The organism is Vibrio sp. AH4, from assembly GCF_030710545.1.
GTDB classification, from domain to species: Bacteria; Pseudomonadota; Gammaproteobacteria; order Enterobacterales; family Vibrionaceae; genus Vibrio; species Vibrio metoecus.
Genome location: NZ_JALAIV010000003.1, coordinates 77,001 through 91,867, shown reverse-complemented (window position 1 = coordinate 91,867; position 14,867 = coordinate 77,001). Strand labels below are relative to the sequence as shown.

Below are 14,867 nucleotides of genomic sequence, written 5' to 3'. Positions count from 1 at the left end.
TTTTGCGTTCCTTAATTAGTGACTAAGTGATTCTTAAGTTAAGTGGATTACTTTTGGCTTAGAGAGTAAGCAAAGGGAAACGCTGATGAAACACTTACCTTGTCTATCGGATCTCACATTAGAAGTGATCAACCCAATGCACCCGCGTTGGAATGAGGCGACAGCATTGGTACGCGAGCGTTACCAACAAGCTTTTGATGCTCACCTCACGGCTTATATGCCCGCCTATTTAGCTCTGCTTGATCACAATGAAATGAAATCGGTGTGTGGTTTTCGGATTGCCGAACAAGAGTCTCTCTTTCTTGAGCAGTATCTCGATCAGCCCGCTGATGAAATTCTGGCTCAACGTTTTGCCTGCTCAATTCCTCGTGGCAAATTAATTGAATTTGGTCATCTTGCTTCATTTGGCCGTGGTTTATCGGCCTTCCATTTTCTGTTGATCGCCCAGCAATTAGTGGCGATGGGGTTTGAGTGGTGCATTTTTACCGCGACAGATCCGCTGCACGCGTTAATGCGCCGCTTTGGTTTACAACCGACTTTGATTGCCAAAGCCTCTTCTACTCGTATTCCCAATGCGTCCCAAGTTTGGGGAACTTACTATCAACACAGCCCCCGGATTTTGGCTGGGAATTTGGCACAAGGTTGCGAGCGTTTAAATCAATTATCCCTCAATCAAAAACAAGCGTGAGTCTGAATGATGAATCGAATTATCACCGCGTTACAGCAACATGCTCTACATCAACCACAAAAACTGGCGTTTGTTGGTCATGATGCGCAGCAAAAACCAGCGAGTTTAAATTATTCACAGTTGCTAGACGAAGTTAAGCAGACCGCGCAGCAGTTACAGCAATGGCAAGTAAAGTGTATTGCGCTACGTGCTGAAAATAGCTTGGATTGGGTTGTGATGGATCTGGCTGCGATGTGGTCACATATTGTGATGGTTCCGGTTCCCACGTTTTTTACGCATGAACAAGTGGCACATCTGCTGAAGGCGGCTGAAGTGGATCTTTGTGTTGGCGATTGGCCGGAGTTGGGCGAGCCCATCGCACCGTTAGGTCGGTTTTCCGCTTGGCAGTATCAATCCGATAAATCAGGTCGTGTTTTGCCAGATACGCAGAAAATCACTTTTACTTCAGGTTCGACTGGCACTCCTAAAGGCGTCTGTCTTAGTGAACAAAATTTAGAGCGGGTTTCAGTGGCTATCGCAGAGCAGATGAACGCACAAGTTGAGTTGCACTTAGTCATGTTGCCGCTATCCACCTTGCTCGAAAATATTACAGGCATCTATGTGCCGCTATTATTAGGGGTGACATCGACAGTATTGTTTGGTGAACAAGTGGGCTTATCAGGCTCTAGCCAGTTCTCCCCCGTTTGTTTTGCTCAGGCCCTCAGTCAATATTCTCCTTCGAGTTTGGTACTCACGCCAGCCTTGTTGATCGCGTTAATCCATGTGGTCAAGCAAGCCCCGATTTTGGCTCAACCGTTACAGTGGGTTGCGGTAGGTGGGGCAAGCGTTGCTGCCGAATTGATTCACTCCGCTCGTGCGCTTGGTATTCCTGCTTATGAAGGGTATGGCCTTTCTGAATGTGCTTCCGTGGTCAGTATGAACACCCCACAACATGATCAACCGGGTAGCTGTGGCAAGCCGCTAAACCATCTGCAAATCAAACTGGCTGATGATGGCGAATTGTGGGTTCGTGGCAATCGTGCACTTGGGTATATCGGAGAGCCATTTTTGGATGACTGGTTGGCTACAGGCGATCTTGCGACACTCGATGCCGAGGGTTTTCTGAGTATTGTCGGGCGCAAAAAAAATCTCATCATTACACCATTTGGGCGCAATATCGCCCCAGAATGGATTGAATCACATGCTCAAGTTTGGATGCCAGAATGCCGAGTCGTCGTGGTCGGTGATGATGAAGCCGGACTCACCGCCGTCATTGATCGGCCGTTACCTGAACTTGAACAACGGGTTCGAAAACTTAATTGTAGTTTGCCTGACTACGCCCAGATTCAGCATCTACTCTTAGTGAGTCAGCCGAACGTTTGGCAAACCTGGTTAACCGCCAATGGTCGACCGAAGCGTGCTTTGATTGAACAGGCACAACGACAGTACCGCATGGGTGTTATTGCTCCAGATTCTGGCTGGCAACGCCTATCGTTTCCCCTTTCTTCCTCTTTATTGCTAGGAGAATGATCATGACTTCATTTTTTCAACGTTTAAAAATTGAAACGCAAGCCGCGCAACAACATATGTTACAAGCTCCCATCTTTGAAGCCTGTGCTCGGGGTGAAATTACGTTGGATATGTACTTACGCTTTCTGACTCAAGCCTATCATCACGTGAAACATACGGTACCACTGCTGATGGCGTGTGGTAGTCGCTTGAGTGACCGCTATGAATGGGTGCGAATTGCCATTGCGGATTATATTGATGAAGAGAAAGGTCACCAAGAATGGATACTGAATGACATTCGAGCCTGTGGTGGTGATGCGCAAGCGGTACGTAATAATCAAGGGGAAGGCGGTGTGAGTACGCCAATCGAATTGATGGTGGCTTATTTGTATCACCAGATTGATCGTGCCAATCCACTGGGTTTATTTGGAATGGTCTGGGTGCTGGAAGGCACCAGTGTTGGGGGGGGTGGCAACATTGCACGTTTGGTTAAACAGCAGCTTAATTTGCCAGATAAAGCGATGAGTTATCTCACATCTCATAGTGAACTGGATCAAGACCATATCCGTTTCTTTGAATCTCTGATGGATAAAATCACCAAAGAAGAAGATCAGCAAGCGATCATCCATTCAGCAAATCAAGTCTTTTATCTTTATGGGCAGATGCTGCGTGAGTTAGTGCCGCTCACCAATCAGAAGGCGGCTTAGGAGCCTACAATGGACATTAAACACCAATATGTGTTGTTGACGGGAGCGTCTGGTGGAATTGGGGAGCAAATTGCTCGTGCCTTGGCGGCACGTGGAGCATGGTTGATTCTTGTTGGACGTGACAGTAAAAAGCTCGAAGTGTTACGCCAATCATTACCCACAGCAGAAAAGCACACCATTTTGAGTGCTGATTTGAGTTGTGAAGAGGGCGTGGCGCAACTTCAAGCGCTCGCTGAGGAGTTTGGCCTGCGGCATCAAGCGATCAGCGTTGTGATCAACAATGCTGGAACAAATCAATTTTGTTTACTCGCGCGGCGATCAATCGAATCGGTACAGCGTGAATTGACCTTAAACTTAATGACGCCCATCCAGATTACCCAAATGGCACTACATTGGGTCACTAAACCGGAACTCATCGTGAATATTGGCTCAAGTTTTGGGGCGATTGGGTACCCCGGATACTCGACCTATTGCGCGGCGAAAGCGGGATTGCATCGCTTCAGTGAAGCGATGAACCGAGAATTGGATGGTACAGGCGTCAAAGTGCTCTATCTGGCACCTAGAGCAACCAATACTGCTCTGAACAGTGAATCAGTCAAACAGCTGAATCAGGCATTGGGGCATCACAGTGATGAACCTGAATTTGTGGCCGAGCAAGTGGCGAAGATGATTGAAACCGAACAAAGTGTGATGTGGTTGGGTTGGCCTGAAAAATGGTTTGTTCGTCTCAATCAGCTGTTACCGAGTCTTGTCTCGGGAGCCATTAAAAAACAACAACACATTCTATTGTCATTTTTAAATCGTTAAAGCGTGAGAGTTCAAGGAGATCAAGGCATGAACACTGTGTTTAAATGGATAAGTATCAGCGCAATATTGGTGGGTTATACGGCGTCGGCGTATGCGATTACCCCTTTAGAACAAGTGCAGGCGGACTGGGCAAAATGCCAATATCAAACGCCGTCTGGCGATGAGCAAGAAAGTTGTTTTGAACGTACGATTGCCCGCACTCGGCTTGAGCTAAAGTTGGCAGGAGATAACCCAGAACTCAAAGTATGGTTAGCGATCAATGAATCCTCATTAGCTGGCGTTAGAGGGGGATTAGGTGCACTCTCGTTAGTGAAAGAGGCCAAAAGTTTATTTGAAGAGGTCATCGCGCAAGCGCCAAATACTCTGGAAGGCTCCGCGTTGACCAGTTTGGGCACGCTATACTATAAAGTGCCGGGTTGGCCTGTCGCCTTTGGGGATAAAGAAAAAGCAGAGCAGCTGCTTAAACAAGCCTTGACCGTGAATCCCAATGGCATTGATGCCAACTATTTCTACGGAGATTTTTTGCTGCAAGAAGGCCGTAGCGCAGAGGCAAAGCGCTATTTGCTGCAAGCTCAGCATGCACCCGCAAGACCGAAACGAGAAATTGCGGATGCGGGACGTCAGGGAGAGATTGCGCACTTATTGGAGAGCATCAAGTAACCTTATGCGTTTACTATTAGTTGAAGATGACACGTTGCTCGGTGAATCAATGCAAGTAGCGTTAAGCCGACAAGGCTATACGGTTGACTGGCTGGAGCGGGGTGGTGGTGTCGTGACCGCCCTGAAAACCGAGCAATTTACGGCACTGATTTTGGACCTCACCTTGCCAGATATGGATGGCTTGGAAGTCCTGCGCCAAATTCGGCGAGCGGGTTACACATTGCCTGTCATGATACTCACGGCACGGGATGATATCAGAGATCGGGTCAAAGGGTTGGATGGCGGTGCAGATGAGTACATAGGTAAGCCATTTGCTCTTGAAGAGCTGCTCGCACGCTTACGGCTGATTATTCGGCGAAGCTCGGGGAGTGCAGAGGAACTCATCTCCGTAGGCGATCTCGACCTTTCTCTCTCCAAACAAGAAATTTACTACGCTCAGCAACCTCTGAAGTTAACGCGGAATGAGTACAAAATCCTTGCCAGTTTGATGACCCAAGCGGGAAGAGTGATGAGTAAAGAGCTATTGCAGCAAGCACTGCACGGCTGGGATGAAGGCAGCAGTGATAACGCAATTGAAGTACATATTCATAATCTGCGTAAAAAATTGCCGGATAACCTGATCCGGAACGTGCGAGGTGTGGGGTACATGATTGAAAAATAAACCTCTCTTTTCCATTAAACGCCGGCTTACCCTGACTTCTGTTCTGCTGAGTACCGGTTTGATGCTGGTCTCGTTTGGATTCAGTTATTCCAACGCCCAACATGAAGTGGGAGAAGTGTACGATGCCCGTCTTGGGCAGTCCGCCAAATTATTACTGATCGCTACTTCTGTTTCGGCCAATGAATTTGCAGATCGCAATCAGCATGAGCAGTTCGATCTGTGGATGCAGCATATTCAGCGCCTCTCCAAAGCCAATGATGATGCCGCTACACTCTTTGGTCACCCGTATGAGCAGTATTTATTATTCCAGTTTTATCAAGAGGGTGAGCTTCTCTTTAGCTCTGATACTCACTTGCCTGCGCTGAGTCTCGGCCGTGATGCGAATGGTTTTAGTGATATCACGCTCAATGGCGAAAGCTGGCGTTATTTCCAGTTGAGTCTCCCTGATCAAGAAAAGGGTAAACAGTATGTTTTGGTTGCAGAAAAGCAGAGCATTCGTGATGAAGCGATTAATGAGATCGCCTTATCCACCGCACTTCCGCAATTAATCTTAATTCTGTGTTTGATTGTGGTTTTGGTGGTGCTGATTGAACGTAGCTTTCAGCCAATCCAAGCGCTGAAAGCAGCGATTGCTCTGCGCAGCATCCATAAGCTAGATCGAATTTATGTCGAAAAGCCTACGGTGGAACTTTTGCCTTTAGTGGAGACGTTGAATCAACTGCTCAATGAGCTAGAGCAAGCATGGCAGCGTGAGAAACGTTTTACTCGAATGGCGGCACATGAGTTAAAAACCCCGCTGACCGTTTTAAGAGTGAATGCCGAAAATGCCCTGCGTAGCACCAATCCGGAACAGTTAAAGCAAGATTTAGAACGTATTTTCAAAGGCATAGAGCGCACCGATAGATTGATTCATCAGCTCTTAATGCTGGCCAAAGTAGAAAGTACACAAACCTTAGCGAAACAGCCGGTTGAGCTGGCAAACCTCATTAAACAAGTGATAGCGGATTTGGCGCCTATCGCTTTTAAGCAGGATCAGCAGCTGAGTTTTGATGGCGAAAGTTCGCGTTTATGGGGAGATGAGTTACTCCTAGGCATTTTATTTAAAAATCTGCTGGATAATGCCATTCGTTATTCCGGCCACTCTAGCCAGATAGCGGTAGAGCTTAGTGACCACGATGGTGAGATTGAAGTGCGTGTGTCGGATTCGGGGTCTGCGATTGACGATCTGACTCGTGAAAAAATGTTTGATAACTTCTACCGTGCCAACAGCCAAAAAGGCGATGGCGCAGGGCTTGGCATGTCGATCTGTCGTGATATTGCAGCGCTTCATGGCGGTCAAGTGCTCTTGCTGCCACGTACTGATGAGCGCAATACCTTTGTTGTGCGTTTTCGCAATTGCTAATAACGTCCTAACTTATCATGTGACTTTATCCCCTTCCTGCTTAACGTTGTCGCGGTGTTGGCAACGTTCGTTTACCCCAAGCCATAGAGCTTGCCTATGCTCTTGGGGATGCACTCATTTGCCCGCTACCTAAGGCTAAGTTGTTTGGGTATGGCTAAGATTGGCTGGTTCTACACTTTGCAAACAGATCCAAATTGGCTTGGTACGCTTTGGTTGATACATCCATCACGCCGAGCAGTGAGTGAAACAGATTCTGGTGCGCATAAGGTAATTCACTGTTGCTGCGCAGGCATTCAACATCAATCCCTTTACTTTGGCTAAACCCAGAGGACATCCAGATAAGGAGAGGGACTCGAGTCTGGTACTCAGGCGCTAGGCTATAGGGCATACCATGCAAAAACAGGCCATTTTCACCTAATGATTCACCATGATCGGAGATATAAATCAGCGCGGTATTATATCGGTCTTGCAGTGAGTCGAGCTTGGCGAGGAGCTGCGACATCACATAGTCGCTGTAGCGGATGGTGTTGTCATAAGTGTTCACGATCTGCTCGACGCTACAGTTTTCAATATCTGCTCTTGGGCAGTCAGGCTGGTAAACTGCCATCTCTTTTGGGTAGCGTTTAAAGTAAGTGGGGCCGTGGCTACCGATGAAATGCATGAAAATCATTCGGTTACCCTGCTGCGTGGAGATCTCCTGATCTAAATTCTCTAACATCGCAATGTCGTAACAGGTGTCGCCATCGCAAATCCCTTCTCGGTTATCTCTAGCTAACTCTTTAAGCGGGATATTCTTCGCGACATTTTTATCGCCACCGTCATTTTCCTTCCAGAGCAGACTGATGCCCGCACGCTGCAGAATATCCAGCACATTGTCTTGGTTGTCCGCTCGAGAGCGATCAAAATTTTGGCGATTCATGTTGGAGAACATACAAGGCACAGAAACGGCGGTTGCTGTACCGCAACTCGCCACATCTTTAAAAAAGATCGGCTGGAAAGGGGCGGTATAAGCATTGGTATCACGCGGATAACCCAAGTATTGGTAGTTTTGTACTCGTGCAGTTTCACCTAACACAAAAAACACTAAGGTCGGCTTTTGGGGTGCCTGACGAATGGCGCTTGGCTTTTGCTGCGCATCCTGACCGATCTCCTGATACACCATTGGCTCCGTGAAATAACGCTGTTTGACTAACCCAAAACTGCTGTAGAGAAAATGGGTCGGGATGATCATTTTTTTGAGTGAGCTGTTGTTGCGTCCAACAGACGAGTAATTCTGATAATAAAGCCCAGCGATCACGCCAATCACGACAACGGAAACCAGCATGGATAGCCCTTTTTTCATCAAAAAACGCAGGGCACTTTTTTCTGGGCGGATTGGGGTAAAAAGCAGAGCTAGCGCAGGCACGAGGCCAAACCCGAGCAACCAAAGTACAGAGTAGATTGTGAGATAAGATCCCGCTTCGCCGCGGTCGGTTTCCAACACATTCACTAACATATCTTGATCGACAATCACACCGTATTGAAAGCCAGCGAAGCTGATTAAGGCCGACAGCACAAGTAACACAGCAAAAAAGGGCTTGAACAAGTAAGGCCAACTGAAAATCTGGAAGATAAAATTCAGTGCAAACAGGAAAAATAACGGAATAGAGAGGGCGAATCCCCAATCAAGGGACGTAGATTGGTTGAAAATATGCGCTAATTGAGCGTAAACCGGAAGATTGAGTGGCAGCGCAAAATAGGCAGCCAGCAAAAAGACTAATTGAAGATAGGAGAATGGCTTAATGTTGAATGTCGGCATGATGACCACGCTAAATTCTGTGAACGTTAAGCCATTTATAAATGGGGTTTCTTAATACTCGCTTAAGAAAACGGTATGAGATAAACCAAAGGGTTAATCCATGTGGATTATCGGTTTACCTGCACCATTGACTGTGTATCCCTTCCTATTTGCTGCTTATCAGCCACTTTAAGTTGCTTGGGGTAATCGTATTTACACTGTAAACGAGGGTGAAACAAACGAATTCATGAGGCCATTCGGCCCCATGAATGACAAGACTCGTCTTACAAAGAGAGTACACGATGGCAGGTTTTCTCAAGGGCGAGCTTGTCGTGACTGATCAAGACCAAAGCGCAGCCGATCTCTTGAGTTAACTCGATGATTAACTGCAAGGTACTCGCTGCCGTGATGGGGTCAAGTCGCGAGGTGGGCTCATCGGCGACTAAGAGAGTTGGCCGCGTCAGTAAAGCGCGCAGAATCGCAAATCGTTGTAATTCTCCGCCTGAAACTTGATTGGTTTTGCGTGACAGTAAGTTGGGTGACAAAGCGAGGCGTTCCAGTAAACGAGGAATGTGGCTGCGTTCGACCGTATGCTGATGACACACATCTTCCAATAGTGTTTGTAAGGTGACGCTTTTCGCCAAGGCGCTAGGCGGATCTTGATAAAGTTTTAGTGCTTTACCGACCGGGATCGCTTGTGGGCGATGAATACGGCCTTGGCTGGGTTTAAGTAACCCGAGTAATAGGTCGGCAAGGGTAGATTTTCCGCAGCCGCTATCACCACTGATGCCAAGAATTTCTCCGGCGCTGAGGGTAAAACTCAGCGAATCAAACAAGCACTTCTCCCCGCGATGCATGGCGATATTGTCCACGGTCAACAAGGGCTCTCCTGTTTTACTCTGCGGTGTGGTTGGCCAATATCTGGGGTCAGCGCTAATCAGCGCCTTGGTGTAATCTGATTGAGGATGACTCAGCACTTGTTGGGCTGGCCCTTGCTCTTGAATAACACCTTTGCGCATCACAATGATGGTTCCACCGAGCTTTTCGGCAACTTCGATATCGTGAGTGATGGTTAATAACGCACCACGAGTTAATTGTGCTTGCAATAAGGCAATGATTTGATCGCGGCGGCTGGCATCTAAACCTTTGGTTGGTTCATCGGCGATAAGCAAAGGCGCCTGCGTTTGGGTGGCACACAAATAGGCGACGCGCTGCGCCATGCCGCCAGAGAGCTGATGTGGGTACTTGCTCTGATCCTGATGAAGCGCCACTTGCTGAAAAGCGGAGTCGGTTAATGCTGCGCTAGCGGCGTGATTGCCCATCACCAAGCGATGCACCTCTGCCACTTGTTCGCCTGCGCGCATGATCGGGTTGAGTGCATGCCAAGGCTCTTGGGGCAAGACGGCAAGTTGTTTTCCCCATAGCGCTTCACGTTCTGCTTGAGTTCGCTGATGTTGATATTGGCCAAATAACGCAATCTTACCTTGGCTACGCAGCCCAGCGGGCAAATTGCCAATAATCGCGTTCGCCAACAAGCTTTTGCCCGAGCCCGTTTCACCTAATATCGTCAGCGCTTGGTGAGCATGCAGTTCAAAGGACAAGCTTTCAACTAAGGTTTCTTGCGCAGTAGAAATCGCGAGTTGTTGTACTGAGAGGAGCGCGGTCACGATATTTTTCCTTTGGCCAGCAGTTGAAAACTTAACACTAAAATAAACACCACTAAGATGGGTTGGGCGAGTACCCAAGGGGCTTGGTGATAGTAGCGAAAGAGCTCCACCATCATCATGCCTAATTCCGCTTGGGGTGGCTTAAGTCCAACATAAAGAAAGCCGATGGAGGCGAGCGCTAAAATCGCGTTACCCGCACCAAAACAGGCCAGCGTGAAGAGATCTTCCCTTAGCTCAGGCCAAAGATGTCGGCGAAATAGATACCAAGCATTGAAGCCATACAATCGTGAGGCTTCAATTTGTGGCTGTTCAAGTAATGAGAGGGTTTTGCTGCGCACTACGCGGAAAAATTCCACCCATAACATTAAGGCAATAGCGAGATAGAGGATGAAAAAAGAGCCCGGCACCATAGCGCCAAACAGTAACACCAGGATTAAACCGGGCATGGCCAGCAACATGTTGAGTAGCCAAGAAAAGCCTCTATCCCACCAACCGCGTTTCCATGCTGCGACCACGCCAGTGACTAACCCCAGTAACGCGGAACTGCTTACGCAAGCGACGGCCATGGTTAACGAGGTCGCAATTGCAGAGCTTAAACGTGCGAAGTTACTGCGCCCATAGTGATCGGTACCCAGCGGTTCACCCCAACTGGGGGCGGCTAAAGCGCGATTGAGATCTTGTTTGGCCGGATCGCCGCCATACAGCAGATGTTCGATCAGCACGAGCATTACGAGCAAAATCAGCAGGCTCACTCCAAGCCATTGTGGTTTCGATAAGTGCAGTTTCATGTTAGGCCTCTGGTTGAACATGTCGGCTTAAACGTAGGCGAGGGTCTAATGCGTATTGGGTTAAGTCGACCAGCGTATTGAGCGCGACAAACAATAATCCCATCACCAGTGCAGAGCCTTGGATCATTGGAATATCGCGTTGGAAAATCGCATGTGACAAGGCATGCCCCACGCCGGGCCAAGAGAACAGGGATTCAATCATCACTATCCCTTCTACTAAGCTCACCGCCTGAATGCCGACAAACGCCATAACAGGAAGGGCGATATTAAGCTGTGCGTGGCGCTGAAAAGCTTGCTCGTGATTCAAACCTTTCAAACGCGCGAAAGCGTAATAAGGGGATTGCAGCACTTGTGCGGTCGAGTTACGGATCATGCGACTCGACATTGCTGCCATACCCAGCGCTAAAGCTAGTGCAGGCAGAATAAGAAATTTGGGATGACCAAATCCAGCAACAGGCAACCAATTCAGTTGTAAAGCAAACAGGATGACAAGCCCCAGACCAATCAAAAATACTGGCTGCGCTTTAATCATGATTGAGGCGAGCAGGGCAAGGTTGTCTGCCCACTGATCGGTACGTTTTCCGCAATAAACCCCAATTGGGATCGCGATAAACAGCGAGAGCAGTGTTGCAGCACCTGCAAGTAAAAGGCTGTGTCCGAGATTATGCATAATCGCATTAATGACGGGTTCACTGCTGACCAGAGAATGGCCTAAATTAAGATGCAGTAAATCCCATAGCCATTGCAAGTAAAGCTCAAAAGCGGAGCGATCCAGTCCTAGCTCAGCACGCACTGCAAGCGCGGCGTCGGCATTGACATAATCATAGCCATAGCGACCTGCTGCAATGCGATAAGCCACATCACCCGGAATAAAGCGCATCAAAATAAAGGTCAGTGTGCCGACGGACCAGGCCACAAAGAGGGCCTGGTAAAAACGGTGAACAAGAATCTTAGTCATTGAAACTCATCTGCGCGACGCGGTAGTTAATTTCAAAGGGATCAAACGAAAATCCAGCAACTCGTTTATTGACCGACACAATCTGGCGGTAATAAGTCACAGGGATGAGCGGCATCTCATCGGCCAGTAATTGAGAGGCTTGAGCGGCCAATTGCTGATAACGCGCATTGTCTGATTCGGTCGAAAGCTCAGCCAATAGTTGGCTAAACTGAGGTGATGACCAATTGGTTGGGCCCCAATCCGATCCTTGATGCGTTGCAAAATCACTCAAAAGCAGTGGCAGAGGATCGGCAATCGTGCCGAAGTTGCGGGCAATCAAGGCCATTTCTAGGGTGCCATCATGATGTTTGGCGGGGATGGCACTTGAGTTATCAATCGCAATATCCACTTGAATGCCAATCTCTTTGAGCTGGGCTTGTAGCGCGGTGGCAATCAAAGGTAGTTCAGGGCGATCAGCATAAGTCAGCAATTGAATTCGGAACGCTTGGCCTTCTCGCTCCAGTAAACCTTGGTCATTGAGCGTCCAGCCTTGATTGGCTAGCAGGGTTTGCGCGGTCGCTAAATGACGTTGCGGCTGTGATTTTTCTGCTAAGTGCCAAGCTCCGAGTGCGGGAGAAAAGAGTTGATGCGCTTCTGATCCCGGTAACTTAAGTACCGATTGAGCAATACCTTCACGATTGATTGCCAAACTGATTGCTTGACGAACATCGGCGTGATTAAGCAAAGGGTGTTCGTTATTGAGTTTGATCAGAACCGTACGCGGCATCGACTCAATGTAGAGATCCAGATTGTGGCTCTGTTGCAAACTCGGAATGCTAATAGGGTCAAGGGTGTAGACCAGATCGGCTTGCCCAGTTTGTGCTAACAAAGCGCGGCTTTCTGAGCGGTGGCCTGCCAGATAATTGATGGTCTCGATACTGGCGGGTTGACCCCAGTAAGCGTTAAAGCGGGTAACACTGGCTTTATGAGGCGCTTGCAACTGTGCGATTTGATAAGGGCCCGTGCCTAAGAGCCGAATCACGTTACCACTGGCATCATAAGAGCTGGGGGAGGCAATTGCGAGCGAGTAGTGAGCAAGCACCGCCGCGAGCGGACGATAGACAGTATTAAGTTCAATCACTACTTGGTCGTTTTGCGCGGTAATCGCCTTGATCGGCACTTGTTTTATTACTCCCGGCTTACCTAGCGCATGATTAAGAGCCGTCGCCGCCGCTTGTGCCGTCAATTGGCTGCCATCGTGAAATTGTACTTCAGGACGTATTTGGAAACGCCACACTAATCCATCATCACTTACCGTCCAGCTTTTGGCCAGCAAAGGGTATGGTTGTGAGTTCTCATTGATGCCAACCAAGGATTCAACCACTTGTAGACGCGAAAACAGGAATCCGTCCTTGGCCAAATCTTGGCTGTTAAACTCAAAGGGGCCTGAAATCTCTAGCGAACTCGGTGCAGGCTCCGTTTTAGTCAACCAAATCCCTGCGCCTCCTAGCGCAAGAATCAAACCGAACAACAACCTTTTTTTCATCAACATGTCCTTAATTAAAATGTTATAACATAACAATTAATTAAATCATGAGAATGAAAATCATGTCCATATGTGTCTGGTTGAAAAAAGAAACAATCTTGAAACTCGGGATCCACTGATGTTTGCCGATTGCTGAAAGGGGATCACACACTGATGCTGGTGAGACATTTCTTGCTGCATTTGATAATTGGCTAATCCCTCCTAAACTCAAATACGAGCAGTAAGAAAATGGTTGATTATTCTATTCATCTTAAAGTTTGGGTTTTCCATGTTGATACTAAATGAAGCACTAGATATCGCGCATGTGCAGGAGTGTAAGCTGCAATTTTTGCCGTGGATTAGTCAACACGAACCTATTGCGGTGGACGGTTCAGCCGTGGTGCGTGTCGATGCAGCAGGTATTCAGTTACTGGCATCACTATGGATGACGGCTCAACACAACCAGCTTGAGATTTACTTTGACCAATTATCTGACGTGTTAGCAGAAGGAATAGCCCTGTTAGGGATGGCAGACCTGATGCAAATGAAGAGTGAATGAGGGAAACACTATGGCAAGAGTTTTGGCAGTAGATGATTCAATTTCGATTCGACAAATGGTCTCCCACACCCTTCAAGATGCGGGGTATGAAGTTGAAACGGCATCGGATGGGCGTGATGCGTTGGCCAAGGCGCAAAAGTCACGTTTCGACGTGATTATTTCTGACGTCAATATGCCAGTTATGGGCGGCTTTGAGTTTGTGAAAGCGGTTCGGTTACAAAGCCAATATAAATTCACTCCTATTTTGATGTTAACCACCGAAACCAGCCCAGAAAAAAAACAAGAAGGTAAAGCGGTGGGTGCCACCGGATGGTTAGTCAAACCCTTTAACCCAGAAACCTTGCTAAAAACTTTACAGCGCGTTTTATAAAAGCTGAGCTCTCAAATAATCAAAATTATTCAGTTGGCGGGTGAGTTATGGCTTTAGATATGGAACAACTGCGCAAGATTTTTCATGTCGAGTGTCGTGAAAATCTTGAGACTTTGGAGGGGGAGTTGCTACAACTAGATCCCTCCCAAGTAGACATTGAAGTATTGAACACCATTTTTCGCGCCGCTCATTCGATTAAAGGAGGCGCGGGTACGTTCAATTTGCATGAGATCAGTGAGTTCACCCATGCTGTGGAAACGTATCTTGATTTGATCCGCACGCAGAAAAAACAGCTGACACCGCAAGGTATTGATACTCTACTCAAAAGCTGTGATGTGATTCGTAACATGCTAGATAGCCGTGAACAGCAGACGGATATTGATAATGTGTTGAAAGAGCAGGTGAGTGCCGAGTTACAAACATTACTCGCAGATACCTCAACAGTTAAAGTGGCTATACCATCAGAAAGCGTTTCAGCTTGTGCTGCTGAGGCGCCGCAAATGACGCCAGCAATAGAAGGGTGGCGCATTCGGTTTATACCTCACCAAACCTTGTTTTATAGCGGTAATGATCCGTTGCGCATCTTGCGCGAGGTCCGTGAGTTAGGTTCTCAGTACCAAATTGAAGTACATCAGCAAACGCTGCCAGAACTTGCCGAAATGGATCCAGAACTTTGCTATTTAAGTTGGAACATTGATCTAACCGGTAATGCTTCAGAAAGTGAAATTCGTGAACTGTTTGACTGGGTTGCTGATGAGTGTGACTTAGAGATGACTCCTTTGTCGGGGCTTGCCACAAATCAGGCAGAGTCTGATGAAATGGGCGGCGAGA

Annotated in this window: 14 protein-coding genes and 1 pseudogene; 10 read left to right on the top strand and 5 right to left on the bottom strand. The window is 47.8% G+C overall.

Features of this window, described 5'->3' with window-relative positions; translation table 11 throughout:
- Positions 1-85 precede the first annotated feature (85 nt).
- The 7 genes from MKA69_RS13620 to MKA69_RS13590 all read left to right on the top strand — a co-directional run bounded on the left by MKA69_RS13620 (position 86) and on the right by MKA69_RS13590 (position 6,413).
- Entirely contained in the window at positions 86-688 is a 603-nt protein-coding gene (locus tag MKA69_RS13620) for a thermostable hemolysin (RefSeq protein ID WP_000681792.1), read from the top strand.
- A gap of 9 nt (positions 689-697) precedes the next feature.
- A complete protein-coding gene (locus MKA69_RS13615; RefSeq protein ID WP_305848633.1) occupies positions 698-2,197 on the top strand; it encodes an AMP-binding protein in 1,500 nt (499 codons plus the stop codon).
- A gap of 2 nt (positions 2,198-2,199) precedes the next feature.
- On the top strand, positions 2,200-2,883 hold the full coding sequence (locus MKA69_RS13610; protein ID WP_305848288.1) for a TenA family transcriptional regulator: 684 nt from the start codon (positions 2,200-2,202) through the stop codon (positions 2,881-2,883).
- A gap of 9 nt (positions 2,884-2,892) precedes the next feature.
- The gene (locus MKA69_RS13605) at positions 2,893-3,690 is read left to right on the top strand and encodes an SDR family oxidoreductase (protein WP_305848287.1); all 798 of its coding nucleotides are present in this window, start codon (positions 2,893-2,895) and stop codon (positions 3,688-3,690) included.
- 27 nt (positions 3,691-3,717) lie between these two features.
- On the top strand, positions 3,718-4,350 hold the full coding sequence (locus MKA69_RS13600; protein ID WP_305848286.1) for a tetratricopeptide repeat protein: 633 nt from the start codon (positions 3,718-3,720) through the stop codon (positions 4,348-4,350).
- Positions 4,351-4,354: 4 nt separating this feature from the next.
- On the top strand, positions 4,355-5,011 hold the full coding sequence (locus MKA69_RS13595; RefSeq protein ID WP_305848285.1) for a response regulator: 657 nt from the start codon (positions 4,355-4,357) through the stop codon (positions 5,009-5,011).
- Between the two features lie 61 nt (positions 5,012-5,072).
- On the top strand, positions 5,073-6,413 hold the full coding sequence (locus MKA69_RS13590; RefSeq protein WP_305848632.1) for a sensor histidine kinase: 1,341 nt from the start codon (positions 5,073-5,075) through the stop codon (positions 6,411-6,413).
- 154 nt (positions 6,414-6,567) lie between these two features.
- On the opposite strand, the gene MKA69_RS13585 is transcribed toward MKA69_RS13590, so the two are convergent.
- From MKA69_RS13585 to MKA69_RS13565, 5 genes are all read right to left on the bottom strand, one after another.
- Positions 6,568-8,211 (bottom strand): phosphoethanolamine transferase, encoded by a 1,644-nt coding sequence (locus MKA69_RS13585; RefSeq protein ID WP_305848284.1) that lies wholly within the window; start codon positions 8,209-8,211, stop codon positions 6,568-6,570.
- Positions 8,212-8,474: 263 nt separating this feature from the next.
- Positions 8,475-9,857 carry an ABC transporter ATP-binding protein gene (locus MKA69_RS13580; RefSeq protein ID WP_305848283.1) on the bottom strand — a complete coding sequence of 461 codons (1,383 nt, stop codon included), beginning with the start codon at positions 9,855-9,857 and terminating at the stop codon, positions 8,475-8,477.
- The gene (locus MKA69_RS13575) at positions 9,854-10,645 is read right to left on the bottom strand and encodes an ABC transporter permease (protein ID WP_000766238.1); all 792 of its coding nucleotides are present in this window, start codon (positions 10,643-10,645) and stop codon (positions 9,854-9,856) included. The genes MKA69_RS13580 and MKA69_RS13575 overlap by 4 nt, the downstream gene beginning before the upstream one ends.
- A gap of 1 nt (position 10,646) precedes the next feature.
- Positions 10,647-11,603, bottom strand: a complete 957-nt coding sequence (locus MKA69_RS13570; RefSeq protein WP_305848282.1) for an ABC transporter permease — start codon at positions 11,601-11,603, stop codon at positions 10,647-10,649.
- Positions 11,596-13,128 (bottom strand): ABC transporter substrate-binding protein, encoded by a 1,533-nt coding sequence (locus MKA69_RS13565; RefSeq protein ID WP_305848281.1) that lies wholly within the window; start codon positions 13,126-13,128, stop codon positions 11,596-11,598. Before MKA69_RS13565 ends, MKA69_RS13570 begins: the two co-directional genes overlap by 8 nt.
- A 268-nt stretch (positions 13,129-13,396) precedes the next feature.
- Between MKA69_RS13565 and MKA69_RS13560 the strand changes: the two genes are divergently transcribed.
- The 3 genes and pseudogenes from MKA69_RS13560 to MKA69_RS18225 all read left to right on the top strand — a co-directional run.
- Positions 13,397-13,666, top strand: coding sequence for a lipid asymmetry maintenance protein MlaB (locus tag MKA69_RS13560; protein ID WP_000906364.1), 270 nt, complete (start codon positions 13,397-13,399; stop codon positions 13,664-13,666).
- Positions 13,667-13,676: 10 nt separating this feature from the next.
- Positions 13,677-14,036, top strand: coding sequence for a response regulator (locus MKA69_RS13555; protein WP_055027279.1), 360 nt, complete (start codon positions 13,677-13,679; stop codon positions 14,034-14,036).
- Between the two features lie 47 nt (positions 14,037-14,083).
- A pseudogene (locus tag MKA69_RS18225) lies at positions 14,084-14,810 on the top strand (Hpt domain-containing protein); the annotation flags it as partial.
- Positions 14,811-14,867 lie beyond the last annotated feature (57 nt).